At 35.4% G+C, this 20355-nt stretch carries 18 protein-coding genes; 8 read left to right on the forward strand and 10 right to left on the reverse strand.

What is annotated here, in order from left to right; genetic code table 11:
• The first annotated feature begins 199 nt into the window (after nucleotides 1–199).
• Nucleotides 200–1984 (forward strand): metallophosphoesterase, encoded by a 1785-nt coding sequence (locus F6K06_RS14105; protein WP_287242079.1) that lies wholly within the window; start codon nucleotides 200–202, stop codon nucleotides 1982–1984.
• A gap of 604 nt (nucleotides 1985–2588) precedes the next feature.
• On the opposite strand, the gene F6K06_RS14110 is transcribed toward F6K06_RS14105, so the two are convergent.
• Entirely contained in the window at nucleotides 2589–3746 is a 1158-nt protein-coding gene (locus F6K06_RS14110) for a DUF819 domain-containing protein (protein ID WP_287308844.1), read from the reverse strand.
• Between the two features lie 510 nt (nucleotides 3747–4256).
• Between F6K06_RS14110 and F6K06_RS14115 the strand changes: the two genes are divergently transcribed.
• Nucleotides 4257–5189: a lipid kinase gene (locus F6K06_RS14115; RefSeq protein ID WP_124154575.1), complete on the forward strand. Its 933-nt coding sequence runs from the start codon at nucleotides 4257–4259 to the stop codon at nucleotides 5187–5189.
• A gap of 87 nt (nucleotides 5190–5276) precedes the next feature.
• Here F6K06_RS14115 and F6K06_RS14120 read toward each other — a convergent pair whose 3' ends face one another.
• Nucleotides 5277–5408: an element excision factor XisH family protein gene (locus F6K06_RS14120; protein ID WP_205127413.1), complete on the reverse strand. Its 132-nt coding sequence runs from the start codon at nucleotides 5406–5408 to the stop codon at nucleotides 5277–5279.
• Nucleotides 5409–5700: 292 nt separating this feature from the next.
• Between F6K06_RS14120 and F6K06_RS14125 the strand changes: the two genes are divergently transcribed.
• The 3 genes from F6K06_RS14125 (at nucleotide 5701) to F6K06_RS14135 (ending at nucleotide 7934) form a co-directional block, all read left to right on the forward strand.
• Nucleotides 5701–6324 (forward strand): 7-carboxy-7-deazaguanine synthase QueE, encoded by a 624-nt coding sequence (locus F6K06_RS14125; protein WP_124145632.1) that lies wholly within the window; start codon nucleotides 5701–5703, stop codon nucleotides 6322–6324.
• A gap of 704 nt (nucleotides 6325–7028) precedes the next feature.
• Nucleotides 7029–7214 (forward strand): hypothetical protein, encoded by a 186-nt coding sequence (locus F6K06_RS14130; RefSeq protein WP_124145631.1) that lies wholly within the window; start codon nucleotides 7029–7031, stop codon nucleotides 7212–7214.
• 141 nt (nucleotides 7215–7355) lie between these two features.
• A complete protein-coding gene (locus tag F6K06_RS14135; RefSeq protein ID WP_124145630.1) occupies nucleotides 7356–7934 on the forward strand; it encodes a hypothetical protein in 579 nt (192 codons plus the stop codon).
• A gap of 352 nt (nucleotides 7935–8286) precedes the next feature.
• On the opposite strand, the gene F6K06_RS14140 is transcribed toward F6K06_RS14135, so the two are convergent.
• Nucleotides 8287–10047 carry a bifunctional serine/threonine-protein kinase/formylglycine-generating enzyme family protein gene (locus tag F6K06_RS14140; protein WP_124145629.1) on the reverse strand — a complete coding sequence of 587 codons (1761 nt, stop codon included), beginning with the start codon at nucleotides 10045–10047 and terminating at the stop codon, nucleotides 8287–8289.
• 414 nt (nucleotides 10048–10461) lie between these two features.
• Between F6K06_RS14140 and F6K06_RS14145 the strand changes: the two genes are divergently transcribed.
• Nucleotides 10462–10596 carry a hypothetical protein gene (locus F6K06_RS14145; protein WP_287287329.1) on the forward strand — a complete coding sequence of 45 codons (135 nt, stop codon included), beginning with the start codon at nucleotides 10462–10464 and terminating at the stop codon, nucleotides 10594–10596.
• Nucleotides 10597–10717: 121 nt separating this feature from the next.
• Here the strand turns inward: F6K06_RS14145 and F6K06_RS14150 are convergent, their stop codons facing one another.
• The 3 genes from F6K06_RS14150 to F6K06_RS14160 form a co-directional block, all read right to left on the reverse strand.
• Nucleotides 10718–12037: a HEAT repeat domain-containing protein gene (locus tag F6K06_RS14150; protein WP_124145628.1), complete on the reverse strand. Its 1320-nt coding sequence runs from the start codon at nucleotides 12035–12037 to the stop codon at nucleotides 10718–10720.
• 516 nt (nucleotides 12038–12553) lie between these two features.
• The gene (locus F6K06_RS14155) at nucleotides 12554–13978 is read right to left on the reverse strand and encodes an NADP-dependent isocitrate dehydrogenase (RefSeq protein ID WP_124145627.1); all 1425 of its coding nucleotides are present in this window, start codon (nucleotides 13976–13978) and stop codon (nucleotides 12554–12556) included.
• A gap of 571 nt (nucleotides 13979–14549) precedes the next feature.
• On the reverse strand, nucleotides 14550–15041 hold the full coding sequence (locus F6K06_RS14160) for an FxLYD domain-containing protein (RefSeq protein ID WP_124154571.1): 492 nt from the start codon (nucleotides 15039–15041) through the stop codon (nucleotides 14550–14552).
• A gap of 362 nt (nucleotides 15042–15403) precedes the next feature.
• Between F6K06_RS14160 and F6K06_RS14165 the strand changes: the two genes are divergently transcribed.
• Nucleotides 15404–15565: a hypothetical protein gene (locus tag F6K06_RS14165; RefSeq protein ID WP_161564963.1), complete on the forward strand. Its 162-nt coding sequence runs from the start codon at nucleotides 15404–15406 to the stop codon at nucleotides 15563–15565.
• A gap of 110 nt (nucleotides 15566–15675) precedes the next feature.
• Here F6K06_RS14165 and F6K06_RS14170 read toward each other — a convergent pair whose 3' ends face one another.
• From F6K06_RS14170 to F6K06_RS14180, 3 genes are all read right to left on the reverse strand, one after another.
• A complete protein-coding gene (locus F6K06_RS14170; protein ID WP_287242088.1) occupies nucleotides 15676–17313 on the reverse strand; it encodes an NAD(P)/FAD-dependent oxidoreductase in 1638 nt (545 codons plus the stop codon).
• A gap of 35 nt (nucleotides 17314–17348) precedes the next feature.
• Nucleotides 17349–17876: an FAD-dependent oxidoreductase gene (locus F6K06_RS14175; RefSeq protein ID WP_287242091.1), complete on the reverse strand. Its 528-nt coding sequence runs from the start codon at nucleotides 17874–17876 to the stop codon at nucleotides 17349–17351.
• Between the two features lie 167 nt (nucleotides 17877–18043).
• Entirely contained in the window at nucleotides 18044–18241 is a 198-nt protein-coding gene (locus F6K06_RS14180) for a hypothetical protein (protein ID WP_353734857.1), read from the reverse strand.
• Nucleotides 18242–18478: 237 nt separating this feature from the next.
• Here F6K06_RS14180 and F6K06_RS14185 point away from each other — a divergent pair, with 237 nt between their 5' ends.
• A complete protein-coding gene (locus F6K06_RS14185) occupies nucleotides 18479–18652 on the forward strand; it encodes a hypothetical protein (RefSeq protein WP_161564624.1) in 174 nt (57 codons plus the stop codon).
• Between the two features lie 318 nt (nucleotides 18653–18970).
• On the opposite strand, the gene F6K06_RS14190 is transcribed toward F6K06_RS14185, so the two are convergent.
• Entirely contained in the window at nucleotides 18971–20176 is a 1206-nt protein-coding gene (locus F6K06_RS14190) for an argininosuccinate synthase (protein WP_124146076.1), read from the reverse strand.
• Nucleotides 20177–20355: the final 179 nt, after the last annotated feature.

Here is a 20355-nt window from a genome sequence, read left to right on the forward strand (position 1 = left end):
ACATCGTCTTTCTTTTAATTGAAGCTAGCGATAAATTTTTGGCTTTATTCAAAATTGAGATGCACCCTAAATAATGACTTAATAACTCATAGCTGATAGCTGACCGCTGAGCGCTGAATGCTTATACTCATTTTAAACATCTATAATCAAGATGCACTTTCTTGTAGTATTCTTTTTTCAAATTGGTCTAATTATTTCTATGTTCTATCCTCCTCCAGAAATATTTGACAATCCCAGAGATTCTTATCGTAATCCCTGGATTTTTGGTATTTTAATTATTGTGATTATTTTCATATTTATAATTATGTATTCTCTCGAATCTCCAGCCCAATTTTTAACAGATCCATTTCTCCAAGCTCCGACAGAAAATTCTGTACAAGTTGTTTGGTTTACTGAATTTCCTGGCAAAGGTCATTTTGTAGTTTATGGTGAAAATTTGAATCTAGTTGTTGAGGCAAATACTACTAAACTTAGTCGTACTCGTGAAGACCAAGATTCTCGCGTAGGAAAACAAACAGAAAAAGGTTTAATTTATCAACAACCTATTATGCGAGATATCTGGCGACACGAGGCAAAAGTTATTGGTTTAACACCTAATATTTCTGTACCATATCGAATTATTAGCGAAAAGGAAAATGGGGAAAATATGAGGAGCAAAATTTTTACTTTAGCTGCTAAACCAATCCCTGGTAGACCTTTAAAAATTCTCCTCACTTCCGACCATCAATTAAAACCAATGACTTCTGCAAATCTACAAAAGGTAACAGAAACTTTTGATAAATTAGACGCTATTTTTTTTGCTGGAGATTTAGTGAATATTCCTGACCGTGCTTCAGAATGGTTTGATGATAATCGAGGAAATGCTTTTTTTCCCAATCTCCAAGGTAGAGCTAATTATCAATTAGAAAAAAATGGTACAAAAACTATTTATAAAGGTGGGGAGTTAATTCAAAATATGCCTCTATTCCCAACAATTGGTAACCATGAAGTTATGGGTATATTTTCCATGAAAACTTCTTTGAATTACCAATTTAGTCAACCCTACCCACGGGATGCTGCAAAATATTTAGATCGGCAAAATTCTACAAATATCAATCCTGATATAAATTGGTTAAAAAATAATTCTTTTAATACTGACACTTACCAAGAAATTTTTACCCTACCTCAAAATGGTTCAGAGAAAAAAAATTACTATGCTGTAACTTTTGGCGATGTACGTTTAGTAGTTTTATATATTACGAATATCTGGAGAGTTCCCCGTTTAGATGATAATGCGAGAGGCAAATATCGGGAACGAAAAAAAGATTTTGATAATCCGGCAGAATGGGGTTATGGTCAGCATATTTTTGAACCTATTGATCGAGGTAGCGAGCAATATAATTGGTTAGAAAAAGAGTTGGCAAGTGAGGAATTTAAACAAGCTAAATATAAAGTGGTAATGTTTCACCATCCACCCCATTCTCTTGGTGAAAATATTTCTCCTGCTTATACTAATCCCATACAATATATTGACCGAGATAAAAATGGCAATATTACAATGATTCGTTATGAATATCCCCAACAAAATGACTATATTATTCGAGATGTTTTACCTTTGTTAGAAACTGCTGGTGTACAGTTAGTATTCTATGGGCATTCTCATCTTTGGAATCGCTTTATTAGTCTGAGTGGAATGCACTTTCTAGAAACATCAAATGTAGGTAATAGTTATGGAGCTTATGTAGGAGATAAAAAACGAAATGTACCTTTAGATTATCAAGAAAAATATGCTGAAATTGGAAATCCTAATGGTTTAGAACCCATAATGCCAACCATTGCACCTTTGCTAGATGAAAAAGGAAAACCTCAACCTTATATTGCTAGTAATGATATTACAGTTTTTAGTATTTTTGAGACCGAGACAGGAACAGTTAGTAGTTACTATTTTGATACCAGAAAGCCTAATTCTAGTGTTGTAAAATTTGATGAATTTCAATTGTTTTAGGGAGTAGGGAGTAGGGAGTAGGGAGTAATAATTAGGATTTGCTGAAAAAGTCTCTTTAAGGAGTAGGGGAGTAGAGGAGCAGGAAAGTAATTTTTTTTGCCCAACTTTTGCCTAAAATGGTAAATTTTTGAGCATTAAGAGCTGAAAACCAGGTACTTTTTCACTACCCAAAAAGGCTAAAAACTTTATCTTTAAAGACGTTTAGGTTTAATCAGCAAGCCCTAGATAGTAGTAATTAGAGCTTGCGCTCATAAATATCAAAAGCTTATAAGGTAAAAATTTGAGCCATTATCTGTGTAAAAAAAGTGTCAGTTTTTGCCACTGGTAGCTCAAAAAGTAAGTCCTGTTAAGGAGATAACAGGGGAAAAAATGGAGAAATAATTGTTCCGATTACATTCCTATTATCTACCATTTCTACTGACTATTGACTATTGACTATTAGAAACAGCAGGAAGACTTTTTCAGCAAGCCCTAATTAACATTAAGGAATGGAAATTAACAACAATGTAGGGACTTTCCATGGAACTTACCTACGAGTTTGGAAAATTCTTATAGGAATAGGAAAGAGAAAAAGTTTTTTAATGATTAATGAAACTGATATTTTTTAACCCAAAAAATTAGCTAAACCAACTCCAATAAAAGTAGCTAAAGCATAACCAAAAATACCACAAAGAATGGCAGGAGTTACTAATTGATACCAATTTTTCGCTTTTGCCATAGCAGCAGCAGTAGTAGGACCTCCCAAATTAGCGTTAGAAGCTACAACTAACTCAGCCAATTCTAAGTTTAATAATTTACCAGCTAGTAACAGAAAAAGTAAATGAACGGTCAAAATTACCCCAGCGAAAAAAAATAAAGCTGGTCCAAATTCTAGAACTTTCCAGATATTAGCACTAGCTCCAATTACGGCAAAAAATATCTGCATTAACAAAGTACCAATTTTGTCTGCTACTGTTAATCTTCCTAAATATTTAGGAAATATTGTGGCTAGAGAAACTACTAAAATAGTAGTGAATAAAATTGCTGCTTTAGGAATACCTAAGAAACTAGCAATACTAATGCCTAGTGCACCTGATATTCCACTAATAGCTAATGCTTTACTCATATCTAGAACCGATAATTCTTGTGTGAGTGACTCAGAAAAATTCCTTTTACTTTGTTCTAGGAAGCTTGTATCTTGAGGCAAATTATTACCAGGAAAAAATTGTTTTACCCATTTCAGAGAAGGTAAAGCAAATAAAAGTAGAAAAAACAAAGTCATAGCCAAATTATCTGCTGCTGTTCCTGCAGCTAACAAATCTCCTGAATCTAAATTTAATTCGATAATTTGAGCAGTGGCAAAAAAATTCACAGATCCACCTATATAAGTAGCACAGAAAACTCCAGCTAATTTCCAATCTAACTCGCCTATAGGAATCAAATAATATGCTAGTATAGTTCCCAAAATTGTTCCCAAAGCACCTAAAAAATAAGCAATTAAAACTCGCCCACATTCATGCATAATTTGTAGTATATTAGCTTGAAATAAAAGCAGAGGAATAGAAAAGGGAACCAGAAAAGACCAAACTACATTATAGACAGGAGCATCAATAGGTATAATTCTTAGATTCGACAGAAAAAATGTTACCACCATAGTTACAACAGCACCAGATATACTTGCACCCCACTTTTTCTGTTCTGACCAAAAACCAATAGTTGCTGCTGAGAGAAGAATTGCCCAAATAGCAAAATTTTGCTCAGGTTGAATCAAACTGTTTGTCATAACCAGTCGAAAATTGTTTTTCAAAGATAACAAAATTCTACAAAAATATGTTACAGCAGTTTCCGAAGTTATGAGGTACATATATTGATACTTTTAGGGAGTAGGGAGTAGAGAGGATGGGAATTAGGGTAGTGAACAAGCAAAAAATATTTACCCCGTCAGTTGTACCGCATTAGTTTGAAATCTGCTGTATACCAATTCCCAAAAATAATGCTATACTTCCAATGCGACTTCAGTTATTAAGTAATAATAATAATTCAGTAATATTTGTAAGGATTATCAGCATTAATCCAAAATATTTTATGCTTTTAAAGCCTACTCCTTACTCCCTACTCCCTACTCCCAAGGAAATGTAGCAAAACTTTTGAGAAATGGTATTAGTAAATGCAATAAATATCTCCTATTTCAGCAATAATATGAAATCCGGTTATAAATTTATCGTATTTGCTACTTCTGATTTCTTACTTAAATCCTTCCTTTTTTTCTTACTTTTAACTTTTGACTTCCTTTATGAATCAAAATCAAATAGAATCAAAAAAAGCTCTTTTATTAATTAATCCCCATGCTAGAAAAGTCACTAATAATTTACATTTAGCTTTAAATTATTTACAAGATTTTGGCTTAGAAGTTATTTGCAAAGAAACTCAATCTCCCCAGGATTTTAACCATTTTATTCAAAACTATAAAAACCAGGTAAATATGGTAATCATTGGTGGTGGAGATGGCACATTAAACTTGGCAGTAGATGCTCTAGTAGAAACAGGTTTACCCTTGGGAATTTTACCATTAGGAACAGCTAACGACCTAGCTAGAACTTTAGGAATTCCTGATTCTTTATTTGAAGCTTGTCGAGCGATCGCTACAGGTAAAAAACGTTATATAGATTTAGGCGTAGTTAATGGCAAATATTTTTTCAATGTTGCTAGTATCGGATTAAGTGTAGATATTACTAACAATTTAACTAAGGAAGCTAAACGTCGATGGGGTGTATTAGCTTATGCTATTACTGCCAGTAAAATGATTTTAAAAAGTCGCCCTTTTACTGCAGAAATTCGCTGCAATGGTGAAACAAAAATAGTTAAAACTCTGCAAGTTGCGGTAGGAAATGGCAGACATTATGGAGGTGGCATGACTATTGCTCACGATGCTACAATTGATGACCAAAGACTAGATTTATACAGTTTAGAAATTAAGTATTGTTGGCAATTTATCGGTATGTTGCCTTCTATATGGCAAGGAAAATATCAAGAAAATTTTGGATTTCGTTTCCTCTCTGGTTCTGTATTTAATGTTTATACCCGCAAACCTCGTCCTATTAATACAGACGGGGAAATTGTTACTTATACTCCAGCACATTTCCAGGTAGTTCCTTTAGCTTTAGCCGTTATTGTACCCAGGAAACTAACAACTGAAAAAGAAAAACTTAACCCTGTAATTGATTAGTGCCGCTACGCGGAAGTCAAAAGTCAAAAGTCAAAATTCAAAAGTTAAAAGTATTGATTTGTAATTGTTTTAGGATTTTGTAACTGGTCAGTTATTTCCACCATCCTGCACTAGATCGATAAACATTCCTACGTCACCAAGTGGATCGTGAGTTATAGTCCATCCTTCTTTTTCAAGGGCACGTTTGACTGTATCGTGAAAAATATCTTTAGCAGGCATTGTTTAAAGTGTTTCTACTTATATAGTCATTTTAAATAAGAATGAAATACTTTTTCTGCTGAAATTTTTTCTCTTATAGCAATTCCTAAAAAGTGTGAGGTACAAAATTTTAGGCTTGAGGGAAAAGGGAATAGGAAATAGGGAATAGAAAAAAAATCAAAACGAGTGTACCTCATAACTTTGGGAATTGCTATAAAGAAAAGCTTGTCTCAATCTAAACTGAAATGACTAATAAGATTGAATATGTCTATTATTAAAGACTTTTTCAGCAAACCCTATTTATAACTCAAACATGACAGAAAAATTAATAATTCCCATACATGAAACATTCCAAAAAACTATTCAAGGAGAAGGCTATTGGACAGGTACACCAGTAGATTTTATTCGTCTTGCTGGTTGCCCAGTAGGCTGTCATTATTGTGATACTGGTTATGCCAATGGAGGAGTTGATTTACCAAGGCAAATTAGAACTTTTGATGAGTTAATTAATGAGTTATTTTCTCCCAGAGTTGTTATTTCTGGTGGTGAACCTTTTATCCATAAACAGTTACCTAATCTAGTGAACAAAATAGAAGCTACTGGCAGACAAGTTTCTATAGAAACATCCGGTTGCTATTGGCAAGAAATTTCACCTCAGACTTGGATAACCCTTAGCCCTAAACAACATATTAGTTCTAAATATCCAGTTGTAAAACAGATGTGGATGCGGGCATCAGAAATAAAATTAGTAATAGAAACTGGTAAAGAGTTAGAATTTTATAGTAAAATTTTACTAGCAAATAATAATATTCCAGTTTTTCTCCAGCCAGAATGGTACAGTCGTAATCTTGCCTTACCATTGGTCCTAGAATTACTCCAAGAATATCCTAATTACCGCCTATCATTGCAGTTACATAAATATTTGGGAATACAATAATTTATAGTATGAAATTTAGGGATAAAAACCATGTAAAACGTAAGTTTAAACCCAATTAAAATTCAAGAGCATTACATTTTTTTAAGGCTGAGAAGATTTGAACCTAATATCTGTTCTAAAACTTAATAAAGACCGGATTCAAAGTTTGGGACTTGAGTTCGATCCTTCCTCCTTATTCCGTCTTTCTTTCCTAAGACCTCTTGCAAAATTTTTAATTAAATCAATTAAATATATGAAATCAACAATTCCCTATTCCCTATTCCCTATTCCCTATTCCCTGACTTCTGCAAGAAGTCTCTAGAAAATGCTGTACAAACCAGTAAACCCTCAAATTAAAAAAAGCTGTCTATTTATAAAATAAACAGCTAGTTCAGAACTGCAGATGGAGATACACCCTGATAGTTAAATGAAATAGTAGATGCCCCTGATGGATAACTCCTAGATGGACTAATTACCTGATGGTTTAACTCCCTAATGGCTTAGTCTCCACATCCCAAATAGCAGGATTGGGGAGAAAATAGTGATTAAGACTACTAACACCTCACTTCCGGCTTTTGTGATCCATCAGGTCGTGCCTATGCTTCTTTTATAATTGCAGACTGGTTCATCGGAAGACAAGAGGTCTTTTGCAACAACCCACTTTTTACAGGTTGCAGAGCATCGCGAGTCTATCTAAAACAACTAAACAGGGTTCATCTACTACTATGAAACAGAATATTATCATTTTTGGGTTAATGGCCTCCGCAGGCTTGACGTTTTGCCAACTACCAAAGGCCACAGCCTATAATTTGAGGCCATCTACTGAGAGTACCATTGAAAAGAGTCAGATAATTAGTTATGAAGGCACTGATGAAGATGGTGAAACGGAAGAAGTGGAAAATAAAAAATAATCACGAAGGCCGAAATAACTTCCTGGAGACAGTAAAGACAAATTAGAGTGGATATTCAGATATGGGTAGAACTATATGTTACTAATTAGGATTCTACCCTAGATTATCCTTGTATGATGTTCTGATTACTATTATCGAAAAATGATGGACACAACGACTACTACACGAAGAAAAAGGGTTATTACAAGAACTGCAGAAAGAAGACAAGCCACTCCTAAAGAAAGACAATTAATCCATTTGTTAGCTAATCTTGGTTGTAGTTGCGCAAAATATGCCTTCCAACACTCCTCTAGTAAAGGGAAAATACCTCCTGAAGACCGAAAGCATTTGGCAGAGTGGCACTATCTCCGGTTACAGCAAATTCGCCGGGTAGAAAGGAGTCTAGAACCTGTGGCCCAACTTAAGCGTGTTTACTATCGAAGTCAACTCAGTCCCAGATCTCTTAAGTCCCTAAAACTCCTGTGGGCTGAGGAGGACAAACCAAGAGTGAAGAGGGTTGCTCCTGAATTGGATGAGCTATTAAGTTTAGCCCTTAATTTAGGAGATACCCTCAAACAGATATTTCATACTGTTGAATGTGGGGAAAGGGTTTTTTCTAGAACTCCTATACAAGGGGTGGGAGTAGTGCCATTGTGGGTTAATGAGTGGGAAGAGTCCGACTATGATATTAATTTCTTTCCTCCTTCTTTCCCTGATTGGGCTCAAATTGTTGATGACTAAGTTTCTGACACAAATTAAGTCATAAATTCTAGAATTAGAAACTACTATGTTCTAACCAATTCAATATTTGCTATAGTTTTCGGTCAAACTCTCCCATAAAATTTTTGCTAAATATTATCTAAATATTTAGGTGGGGAGAGCTGACAAATTTCGGTCGGGGATTTGAAAGTTACAAAAATTAATTTTTTTCAATAAAATTTTAAATTCCAACTTATCCATGAGGAATTTACCAAGATTTTATTTTTTGTTAATTTTTTTGCCTGTACCTCCAAAAATATTTGTGATATGTCAAGTAAAGCATAGGGATTAGAACATCAAAATAGTCAGTTTTTCCTCTAAAGTCTCTTCATTCCTAAATTGAAAAAATATGAGAAACTGCCACTCTAAAACCTACTGACTTACACTTACTTCTGGGAGTTTTCCAATTTCTATTTGCACTACGACAACCTTTAGAATAATTCAAGTATCCTCCTCCTCTCAACATTCTGTAGTTATAATTGCCATCTTTTTCCCACACATTACTATCTGAAGGAGCACCCTGATAATTATTATGCCAGGGGTCGGCACACCACTCCCAGACATTGCCATGAAGATCGTATAATCCAAAAGCATTGGGTGGAAAACTACCCACATCTGTTGTTTGTTCGCGATAATTTTGTTGTAATGAACAAGCATAAGCTTCTTCGCCATTATAGTTTGCTAGGTCAGTTATTAGACTATTACCAAAGTAAAATAATGTAGTTGTTTCTCCACGACAAATATATTCCCATTCTGCTTCTGATAGTAACCGATAAGTTTTTCCAGTTTGAGCAGATAGCTGACGACAAAATTCAATTGCGTTATACCAAGACACCATTTCTACTGGTCTATTTTCTCCTTTGAAATAAGCTGGGTTTTTGCCCATTATTGCTTGCCACTGTGCTTGAGTAATGGGATATTTGCTAACAAATAAAGGTGTTATTGTAACTTGATGTTGTGGACTTTCTGTTTCCCATTTTTCTGCTGCTGTTTTTGAGGAACCCATTAAGAAAGTATTGCCAGGAATAGATACCATTTCTAGGAAAATATCATTGGCGATATTTTCAATAAATTGTTGAGTTTCCCGTTGCTCTTTTTGGGTTTCAATTATTTCGCCTTTTGGGTTAACTTTGATTGTTAAATATTCAAATTTAAAAGTTTGCAATTCGAGTTCAAAACTAGAATCAACAGTTAGTAATTCGGGAGGAGTGTCGGAAATTATTGGCAGAGTTGCTGGCAAAGTAGAGGGTAAATTAGTTATGACAAATTCTTCTAGTGGTGACAATAAAGTTAACCATTCAGCAACAAATTGAGGCCGTTCTTCTGGCTCTAATTTCATGCCTTTAATAATTGCATCATTGACTCGAACGCTAATTTGGGAATTATATTTTTTTGGTGGAATTAATGGTATTTTTCCTTCTTGTCTGACTTTTGCTGGTGTTGGCATTTCACCTGTCAATAAAACGTATAGAGTTGCTGCTAGAGCATATATATCAGTAAAAGCTCCCCGTTTTGCTCGTCTTTCGTACTGTTCAATTGGTGCAAAATACAATGTACTATCAGTTGTATGAGTTTGTACGCTGCCACTATTAAATTCTCGTGCTAAACCAAAATCAATTAATACTGCTTCTAAATTATCTCGACGTAGCAGAATATTTTGAGGTTTAACATCCCGATGCAAAAATCCTTGATTATGTATAAATGTTAGTGCTTCTCCTACTTGTTTAATTAGATGTATTGCTTTACTTTCTGATATAACTCCGTGTTGCTCTTCACGATAAATTCCTAAGTCATCCCCATCTATATATTCCATCACCATGCACCATAATTTATTTTCTTTAAAAAGGCGATGAACTTCTACAATATTGGGATGACGGCATTTTGCTAAACATAAGGCTTCATTTAAAAAATTTTCTTGATGTTTGTCAAAATTGGGTTTACGTTGTACTCGATAATTGAGAGTTTTAATCGCAACTAATTGATTAGAGCTTTGTTCTAAAGCACGATAAGTAATACCGAAACCGCCAATACCAAGCAGGTCTTGAATTATATATTTGCCATTTTGTAGTTGTTTACCTGATTTCCAGTATTTCATTTTATTAATAGGGGATTCAGGATTTTAAGTTATACCATTTTGAAAAAAGAATGTTACGAATAATAAGCATTATTAAAAGACTTTAAAGGAGATGTCCCTTTGACAAAAAAGAGAATTACATAGGTAAAAAATGGTATTGAAGCCATTCCCGTGTGACTCCTGACTTCCCCTCCCAGGAGGGGGAGGGGCGAGGGGTGGGTTGACTCCTCAGAAATATCCTAGTTATTTGTAGCAAAAATTAATCAAATTGGTATTATCCCTGGAATTAGAGCTAAAAATAGGGGCAAATTATACCTCAGATAATCATATAATAACATAGTTTTGACTCAGTTAGTCAATCCAGGATGAAAACTGTTTATCTCAGTGCTTAAATAACTGATAATTAATACTAATTCGAGCCAATAATTTTACTGATTGAAGAAGGAAGAAAGAAGAAATAAGAAGGAAGAAAAAATGGATGGGGATAGTCAACGACCTGCCACTTCCTGTCTACAAAGCCCAACCAATTGTAAACACCGTGTGGACGGTAGGGTATTAAACCCAAAATAAAAAGATAATTTTTCATTTCTCTTGAATACTAATTCCTTCTGCCAAGATAATAAGTTAATAACTCATAGCTGAAGTGCTGACTGCTGAAGTGCTGAATGCTGAATGCTTACCTAACACCTTCTTAATAATTCCATTCAGCAATAGCTGTAGCTATTCCTGTTTTTAACTCATATTTGATGTTTGCTTTTTGAGATAAATAAATAAGTTGTTGATATGCTCTTTCTGAATCTAATTTTTTCAATGCTGCTATACAATGAAGCCTAACACTAGCATCATTTTCTTCTAATAACTGAATGAGATAATCTAGAGCGCGAATATCTCCCAAATATCCCAATGCTAAAACTAAAGAATTTTTGACACGGACGCTTTCTAAAACTGAATTATTACTTCTGAGAAATTCAATCAAAATTTCTGTAGCTTTTGGCTTTAATTCCTGACGCTCAATTTTACCTAATGCTGTAATAATTTCATTAACAATTTGTGGTTGATGTTCAACTGCAACTAATAAATTATCTCCGAGTAAACTTTGTAGATATTCCACAGATACTTGAGTTTCAACCCAACTTAAAGCACGCACTGCATCCAGCTTTAAAAAAACAGGAACATTCGTTGTTTGTAAAAGTTCAAATAAAGCCGTTGCTGCTGTATTTGTACCGATTTTTCCTATAGCGATCGCCACTTGTTGACAAACTTCAAAATTAATATCCCACAGTAAAGGTTGTAGCAACTTCACCAAACTTAATTCTTCGTGTAAATTACCATAAGAACTTAACCCTATTACTGCTTCTTTTCTAACTTGAGCTACTGTATCTTTTAAAGCCGAAATTAAGACAAAAGGCAACCGAGAATCATGGTAATTACTCAAGGCAGTAATAGCATTTTTTCTAACTTCATAATTGCCGTCTTTTACTACAGTTAATAACGGTGTTATGGTGCTAGAAGAATTAATTTTAGCTAAAGCTTTTGTTGCTAATAATCGTGAATCTGGCTTGGCCAATAAATCTGTTAAAATATCAACTGCTGAATCTCCTAAAATTGCCAAAGTATCTGCTGCTATTTCTTGTAAATCTTTCGCCTCTGAACTAATAATTATATTTTTCAGAGCTTCTCGAACTTCCTCACTGTTAAAATCTGCCAATATCCGAGCTACAAACCAACGTCTTTCTAAGTCTAAATCTTCATCTTGAACCATTTCAATTAATGGAGCGATCGCTGGTTTACCAATCTGCTTAAATAGTTTATAAATATCCCATCTTTCTTGAAAATCTCCATTTTTCAGAACTGTTATTGCTAGGTCGAGCACCACATCTAAATCGGCATTTTCTAACCAATCAACACAGGTCTTTTGAGATGCTAATAAAAATTGCTGTAAATACTGATTAACTAAAGACCAATTTTTTTCTTGGCTAGCTGTTTTTGCTTGTTCGAGAAGATTTGACATAACTGAATAATTTTTTAAATATTAAGCTTTAAGATATAGCAATAGATATTTTCAGAAAAGAGAGAACAGGGAACAGGGAACAGAAAAAATAATTGATAATTTATAGATAAGAATTGATTTTATTTTTAATTCTTACGCCTGTGTATAATCGAAGGAAAGGGCGCGGATATATCAAAAGCTAATATGAAATACTAAATCTCCTAGATAACAAAAACTTTCTTCTGCCATATCAGGTATTAGCTGAAAAGTTAATAGTACTAGTGCAGAATTGCGGAAATAATTGACCAGTTACAAAATCCTAAAACAATTACAAATCAATACTTTTGACTTTTGACTTCCGCGTAGCGACACTAGATGAATAACATTTGTACCTATTATTTACCGAATAATTAAGGTTTAAAGCCTCTCCTTTAAAGAAGAAAGAAGAAAAAAATTTCCTTTTAGTCAATCCTCTTCTTTTCAAGGAGAAGTAATTGTTAATTATTACTTATTAATTGTTGAACACCTAACACTTATCTAATCTTTAAAATGTTTGATAATTGCATCAGCAAACTCAGAACATTTTAAAGCTTCTACAGGTGGTTCCATTAACCTTGCCAAATCATAAGTTACTTCACCATTAGAAATAGCAACCTCAAGACCTTTTTTAATCAAATCAGCAGCTTCTTGCCAACCCATATATTCCAACATCATCACACCAGAAAGAATCAAAGAACCAGGATTAACTCTATCTAAACCTGCGTGTTTTGGTGCAGTGCCATGGGTCGCCTCAAAAATAGCACATTCATCACCAATATTAGCACCAGGCCCCATACCTAAACCACCAACAATAGCAGCAGCAGCATCAGATAAATAATCCCCATTCAAATTCATAGTTGCCAGAATAGAATATTCCCCTGGTCTAGTTTGAATTTGTTGGAAAATACTATCAGCAATACGGTCATTTACCATTATTTTATCTTGCCATTTTCCATCCCCATGACTATCCCAAATAGCTCCTAATACATCCTCAACTTCTTGACAGATTTCAGCTTTTTTTTCTGCTGTTAAAGCATCATAACCAGGGTCAATTTTTCGAGCATTTTCTTCACTACTAATATTAGGATTTTCTTCCTTATTAGAAAGAATCCAAGATTCTCTTTCCGTCACACATTCAGTCCGAAATTCAGTAGTTGCTAATTCATAACCCCAGTCACGAAATGCACCTTCAGTGTACTTCATAATATTACCCTTATGCACCAAAGTTACCATTTGTTTTGACTTGGGTAAACGTAAAGCATTTTGGATGGCACGTTTAACTAACCGTTGCGAACCAGTTTTACTAATAGGTTTAATACCGATACCCGAGTCGAGGCGAATTTGCTTTTTGCCATGTTCGGGAGTAGCAGGAATTAATTCTTTGTTTAAAATGTCAATCAACTTACTAGCAATATCAGTACCCTCGCGCCATTCTATTCCTAAATAAATATCTTCGGTATTTTCCCGATAAATAATCACATCTAATTTTTCCGGACTTTTGTGAGGAGAAGGGGTACCTGTGTAATACCTACAAGGGCGAACACAAGCATATAAATCGTTAATTTGACGCAATGCCACATTTAAGGAGCGAATACCCCCACCGATAGGAGTTGTCAAAGGACCCTTAATGGCAATACCGTATTCTTTAATAGCGTTGAGAGTATCTTCCGGCAAATATTGGAAAGTGCCATATTTTTCACAAGCTTCGTCACCAGCGTAAACCTTAAACCAATTGATTTTGCGTTTATCTCCATAGGCAGTAGCGATCGCGGCATCAAAGACTTTTTGAGATGCTGGCCATAAATCTACCCCTGTACCATCGCCCCGAATAAATGGGATAATGGGGTCGTCTGGAACATTAGGTTGACCATTGCTGAAACTGACTTTAGAACCTGTGGTTGGGGGAGTTATTTTTTCGTACATACTTCGATCGTCTAGACTACAATATTTTTCTTTGTGTCCAGATTATGGATCTATAATTGTATATCTTTAAATATATCTATGATTTTTTTATAATTTAAGTTGAAGTTAAGAAGGAAGAGGGAAGAGAAAAGAAGGGAAGAAAGAGTTTAATTATTTTTGTAGGTTTTTGCCGGATAAAAGTAGCATAAATAGCAGAATTTTGCTATAGCAATTCTCATACTGGTGAGGTACAAAATTTGAGGCTTGAGGGAACAGGGAACACCGGAGCTGGGAACAGGGAATAAAAAGACAAAAAGATAACTGTACCTCACGACCTTGGGAAACGCTATAGTATATTATCTTTGCAAAAGTATATTACTTTTAAAGACTCAAGAAAAATCCTAATGTTGATAGAAAAACAGATGGAGATATTTGAATTACAAAAACAGGCTTACAATTATGCAAATGAATTATAAGTAATTACCTAAATAAACAAAAAAATTCAAGCAACAGAATTTCTAATACTGTTAATTATCACACATCATTTTTGAACTTCTGAATTCTAAATTATGAATTCTAAATTCTGACTTCATTATTCACTCCATTCAACAAAAGTTGTTTCTACTTTAGCTCCTGGGGAAACATTACCTTTAAAAGATGCTACTTTTCCTGGCTCAACCGTACTAGGTTCAGCATAAATAAACCCATTATCAATAATATTTCCAGCATCATCTAATACTTGATAATTTACCTTAATTTGCTTCACAGTTTGACAACTTTGATTAGCAACTTTACCAGTTAAAAAATTACCATCGTAGTTAATATTACTAATCGGTATTTCTGTAGCTTTAACTTTTTCTGATTCTGATTTGCAGCTAACTTTTTTGCTTTCATTAATAGCTTCTCTATCGCCACATAGATTAACTAAATTAATAATTTTTCCCTCTGTAGTTTCCATATAACAAATTGGGTTATCAAATTCAGATTTTTGAGCAAATATATTCACTATATTACTCTGTAATAATTGATCATAAACTCCCCCGTGTAACAATGGTATTAATATAGTAAAATAGAAGTATTTCATAGTAACTATTAATTATATCATGTCCGCTGGGGCGCGTTTGTGTAAAACCAAGGGTGAATGTCTACAGGAAATTTACGTTTTTTCAATCTTTTAAGCCTTCTTCTCTCTTCCTTCTTCCTTACCTTCACGCTTACAATACCGATGCTATCAGACATGATATTACTGGTAAATTTATTTTTACGCTTTTCAGATAGTTTTAAACCACTAATATCAAATCCGCTCGGGTTCGGTATAAAAAATTTTTCATCCTCAGCGCAAATGTGCAAATCTTTCGCGCATTCTCTTCCCTCCTGACTCCTGACTCCTGAGTTTCTATCCTGGGAGGGGGAGGGGCGAGGGGTGGGTTGACTCCTAAGTAGGGTTTGCTGAAAAAGTATTTTAGTAGGGGTAGGAGACAGGAGACAGGAGACAGGAGACAGGAGAAATGGGAATTTAGAGGAAGTAGGAGCGGGCGTTTTGTCTCAAGATTGTTCTGCCCAACTATGCGCCTAAAATACGCTCCATGCATGAGCGTTTTAGACTGAAACAGGCGCACTTTTTTCGTTCCCAAAAAGGCACTTGTCTTTATATGTCAATGCTTTTATATTTAATCAGCAAGCCCTAAGTAATGCGCGATTAATATCATACACCCGCTTCACCAACGCCGCTGACTTCTCATTGCTTCAACACTACCTTTTAAACCTAAATCTTGTAAAATTTCCATAGCAGCTATTTCACCTGTCTGACACCCACCTTCCATATAACCTTGATTTTCTAGAAAAGATGTATGCTCCCCGGCAAAAAATATATTACCCACTCGCTCTCTTTCTACACCATAAAACTTTGTCCACTCCCCCGGTTTGTAACATAAATAAGAACCGTGAGTATAAACTTCTCCTGGCCAATAACTACGAATTGTTCGATCTGACATGGAAATATTACTAATACCAGGAAAAACCTGTTCGAGTTGGGAATTCAATTTTTGAGCATGAATTTCAGGACTACCAGTTCCTATTGCTACACCCTCAGTACCACCAACAAATTGTGTAATCAAACCCATACCTGGATGATAACGACTCTCAGAAGTTTCCCAAGTGTTTTGAAACCCTAAATCTAAATAGATATCAGCTGTAGAATTGTAGCGAGTACGCCAAATTTTTTCTTGATAAGTAGTAGTTAACTTAGAATTAGTTCCGTAACTAGCAGTATCTATAGATAACTTTTTCAAAGGTGGCAAATCTACATTAAGCTGAACTTCTCTTAACAAAGTTAAGGGTAATGTTAGCAAAATTCTCTCATAAGTACGCTCAAAGGTACTATTGCCCGACCTTAATACCACTCGATACCGACCATCAGAAAGATCATTGATCGCCTCTAATATTGTTCCCGTATCAATAGAATTGGAGACTAAACTTGCCAACTTTTGGGGGATCAGTTCGTTACCTCCCTGTACATTAAAAAGTTGCTCCATAACACCAATAATGCCAAACTTACCTACTTGAGTACCTATTATATAGATTAAATTGAGACTAGACTGCTCTTCCATATTTAGACCGTAGTAAGTTTCATAAGCAGCTTTGACTAGCTGGCGAATTACTGGTGTAGTTTGAGGAATTCGGTCTAAATATTCGGCAATAGAGATATGATCTAGTTCTACTGCTGCCGGAATTTTTGTGGTGTAGTCTTTAAAATTAGCGATCGCTTTAAAATCTCTGTTAATCTGCTCTGCAATTGGTGCAAAGTCTGTGGTAATTTCTGCTAATGAAACCTTGCGACCTTCAAAAAAGTAAGTCTCTTGTGTTTCCAAGTTTTCATCGACTGCCTGCAAATCTACAAGATGTAATCCTAATTCCTCAATCAAACTGCGCAGATAAGTATGCTCGGTGTAGATAAATTCCCCACCAAGTTCAACAGCAAATGGAGTACCTAATGCTTTTTGGCGAGTTCGGATTCTACCTCCTACCCGGTTACTAGCTTCAATCACGTTTACTGGAACTCCCGCTTGAGTTAGACGATAAGCAGCAGTTAATCCGGCAATTCCTGCTCCTACTATTAATACTGGAGTTGTTTGAGATATTGCCCTTTCTCCACCCTTGGACAAAAGGGAAACTTTAAATTTTTGAGCTAAGTCTAAACCACCTTTTAATAAGCGAGTGCAAGCATTCGGAAATTTCCTAGCTTTAGCTTCTTTTACCATTCCTAATAATTCATCACTAGGGATACCAGTTTCTCTTGACATTCTGGCAATAGTATGAGCACGACCTAGTATTGTCATCACCGAAGATTTAGTCATTTTTGAGATCTCATTTTCTACAGTTAGCCTTCTGATTATTTTATTTGTGGCAAATTCCGTTTTTCCCGAACATACTTAGCTCCAGGTAGTCTGCGAGGTTTAGTTTGAATTTCCGACTGTACAGATCGTTTAACTCTTAACGCTTCAGTAGTTGCTATTAAATCCAAATCATCTAAAATTTCTATCGCAGCAACTTCACCACTATCACAACCACCTTCTATCCAACCTTGATATTCCAAAGAAGTATGTTCGCCAGCAAAAAATATATTCCCCACACGCTCTCCCTCCACACCATAAAATTGCGTCCACTCCCCTGGTCTGTAACACAAATAAGAACCACGAGCAAAAGGATCTCCAGGCCAATAACTACGAATTGCTTGGGATGGCATCGCCACGCTACTGATATCAGGAAAAACAAGTTCTAGTTGAGCATTTAACTGTTGAGCGTGGGTTTGAGCAGTAGCAGATCCTATTGCTACACCCTGAGTACCACCAACAAATTGTGTAATCAAACCAGGACCTGGAATGTAACGACTTTCCGCAGTTTCCCAAAAAGTTTCCAAACTGTTCCCCTAAATAAATTAATATCCTTAGATACTTTGCTTTCTTCCCTACAAATAAATCCAAAATTTGGAATCATATCATTTGCTCATAACTTATTCAATAAAACCAATTAATTATACTGTTAATTTTCAGGTAATTCTCCAAAGCGATCGCGATAACGAGCTAATCAAAATTCTAATTCTTCGGCTCGTTTTTCTGCTTCTTGCCGTGCCCCAATTTCCTGATTCAAAACTTCTCGTAATTCATCATAAATTACCAATTTTGCTCCCGTATCTTCCCGATAAAATCTGATCAATTTATCCTCAACTTCTAATTGTAATCCTAAAGGTTCGCTCCGACCATCTGTAATACCAAATTCACGCAAAGGCAGTTACATCTTAATTTGTGATTTCTTCTTAAAAGAAAAAATTATAAATTCCATAAATTCTAAAATTTCCACCTTTTTTTCCTCTTTAATATTTATGTTTTTCTTTCTCTGTTCCCAGCTCCGGTGTTCCCTGTTCCCTGTGTCCTCACGCTTTGCAATATTTTATGAAATTGGTATAGTTAACTTATAATCTACGATATCCTTGCAATTTTTCTTCTTGAACGAATGCTAAAAATGAGTGAGTTGAATCAACAAGAAAAAAAGTTGAGGAAACAAGAACAAGATTTAATATTTAGAGAAATGTCTCAACCAATTTCTCTAAATATTAAATATCAACGAAAACATATAAAAAAATTAGAAATTGAAGAAAAATCAGAGCAAAATGATAAATTAAAAAATCAAGATTAGAAAAATATTTATTCAGTTAATGTAGGTTGGGTTGAGGCATGAAACCCAACATGATCAGGACTTACGCATGAGGTACGAAAAAATAGGATTTGAGATTGCTTTCCGTTCCGGACTGCTCCGCAAACCCTCTGGGTTGCAATGACCACAATACCTTGTAATCCTTAAGTCCTAATCATTTCGATATTTGTTGGGTTGCGCAATAGAACATCCATTCCGCTGCGCGATCGCTTAACCCAAACTACACAAAAAAAATTATTCCTGTAGAAATGAAAAAATATCCCTACAGGAACAACTAATTAAAGTTAAAAAATCGCCAATTTATTCACCTCTAACTTTCTCCGACCAAACACGAGTCGGCAAACCCCAAACATAAATAAACCCTTCCGCCGCTTTATGGTCGAACTCATCCTCAGCACCATAAGTCGCCAAATCAAAACTATATAAAGAATTGCCAGACTGACGACCGACAACCATCGCATTACCCTTAAACAACTTCACTCGCACAACACCAGTCACCCTTTCCTGAGTCTGCTGAATAAAAGCATCCAACGCACCCTTCAACGGACTAAACCACAAACCGTTATAAACCAACTGACTGTAAGTTTCCTCAATACCACGCTTATAACGAGTCACGTCAGCAGTCAAAGTTAAACTTTCCAAGTCGCGGTGCGCTTGAATAAGTACCCACATTGCCGGAGACTCATAAATTTCTCGTGATTTAATTCCCACTAGACGGTTTTCAATCATGTCAATTCGACCAATACCATGATTTCCCACTATCTGATTAAGTTTAGTAATTAACTCAATACCACCCATTCCTTGACCGTTGAGACTAATAGGAATTCCTCCCTCAAAACCAATTTCAACATATTCTGGTTCATTGGGAGTATCAACGATCGCTTTAGTCATATTATAAACTTCCTCCGGCGCCTCCACCCAAGGATCTTCCAACTCCCCTGCTTCGATCGCCATCCCCAATAAATTTTTATCAATGCTGTAAGGGGAAGATTTTTTCACTGGTGCTGGAATGCCATATTTTTCACCGTAGGCAATAGTCTCCTCACGACTCATTCCCCACTCCCGCGCTGGAGCAAGAATTTTGATTTTCGGGTTAAGTGCAGCAATAGCAACATCAAACCTTACTTGGTCATTACCCTTTCCAGTACAACCATGGGCGATCGCATCAGCACCATATTTTTCTGCTGCATCTACTAAGATTTTAGCAATTAAAGGTCTAGCTAATGCTGTCGCTAAAGGATAGCGATTTTCATATAGAGCATTTGCTTGAATAGCAGGAAAAGCATATTCTTGAATCAAAGGTTCGATAACATCTATAACCAAAGATTCTACCGCACCCGAATCTAATGCTTTTTTGCGGACTCCTTCTAACTCATCCCCTTGTCCTAGATCTGCAGCAAGAGTAATTACTTCTTTGACACCCCACTCATTTTTTAAGTAAGGAATGCAAACGGAGGTATCCACTCCACCAGAATAAGCTAATACAACTTTAGTGGCACGACTCATAGATTTTTCTCTAGAATTACAACTGGGTTTTTATTATGGGACTAAGCCTTTAAATTTATTGTCAGGCAAAGTACAGATTCTAGAGTTTATCTTAATTGTGGGAGAAATTAAAAGTGGGCTATAGAATCAGCTTTTGGAAATGAGTGGATGTGGAGTGCTTTTTCCAGTTATTAAAGTTA

The organism is Okeania sp. SIO1H4, from assembly GCF_010672695.1.
GTDB lineage: Bacteria > Cyanobacteriota > Cyanobacteriia > Cyanobacteriales > Microcoleaceae > Okeania > Okeania hirsuta.

What these genes read in the sequence shown, in the direction of transcription:
- F6K06_RS14170 (WP_287242088.1), bottom strand. Translation starts at nt 17,313, where the DNA reads ATGACTAAATCTTCGGTGATGACAATACTAGGTCGTGCTCATACTATT.
- F6K06_RS14105 (WP_287242079.1), top strand. Translation starts at nt 200, where the DNA reads ATGTTCTATCCTCCTCCAGAAATATTTGACAATCCCAGAGATTCTTAT.
- F6K06_RS14150 (WP_124145628.1), bottom strand. Translation starts at nt 12,037, where the DNA reads ATGTCAAATCTTCTCGAACAAGCAAAAACAGCTAGCCAAGAAAAAAAT.
- F6K06_RS14140 (WP_124145629.1), bottom strand. Translation starts at nt 10,047, where the DNA reads ATGAAATACTGGAAATCAGGTAAACAACTACAAAATGGCAAATATATA.
- F6K06_RS14155 (WP_124145627.1), bottom strand. Translation starts at nt 13,978, where the DNA reads ATGTACGAAAAAATAACTCCCCCAACCACAGGTTCTAAAGTCAGTTTC.
- F6K06_RS14160 (WP_124154571.1), bottom strand. Translation starts at nt 15,041, where the DNA reads ATGAAATACTTCTATTTTACTATATTAATACCATTGTTACACGGGGGA.
- F6K06_RS14190 (WP_124146076.1), bottom strand. Translation starts at nt 20,176, where the DNA reads ATGAGTCGTGCCACTAAAGTTGTATTAGCTTATTCTGGTGGAGTGGAT.
- F6K06_RS14125 (WP_124145632.1), top strand. Translation starts at nt 5,701, where the DNA reads ATGACAGAAAAATTAATAATTCCCATACATGAAACATTCCAAAAAACT.
- F6K06_RS14130 (WP_124145631.1), top strand. Translation starts at nt 7,029, where the DNA reads ATGAAACAGAATATTATCATTTTTGGGTTAATGGCCTCCGCAGGCTTG.
- F6K06_RS14185 (WP_161564624.1), top strand. Translation starts at nt 18,479, where the DNA reads ATGAGTGAGTTGAATCAACAAGAAAAAAAGTTGAGGAAACAAGAACAA.
- F6K06_RS14120 (WP_205127413.1), bottom strand. Translation starts at nt 5,408, where the DNA reads ATGCCTGCTAAAGATATTTTTCACGATACAGTCAAACGTGCCCTTGAA.
- F6K06_RS14135 (WP_124145630.1), top strand. Translation starts at nt 7,356, where the DNA reads ATGATGGACACAACGACTACTACACGAAGAAAAAGGGTTATTACAAGA.
- F6K06_RS14115 (WP_124154575.1), top strand. Translation starts at nt 4,257, where the DNA reads ATGAATCAAAATCAAATAGAATCAAAAAAAGCTCTTTTATTAATTAAT.
- F6K06_RS14110 (WP_287308844.1), bottom strand. Translation starts at nt 3,746, where the DNA reads ATGACAAACAGTTTGATTCAACCTGAGCAAAATTTTGCTATTTGGGCA.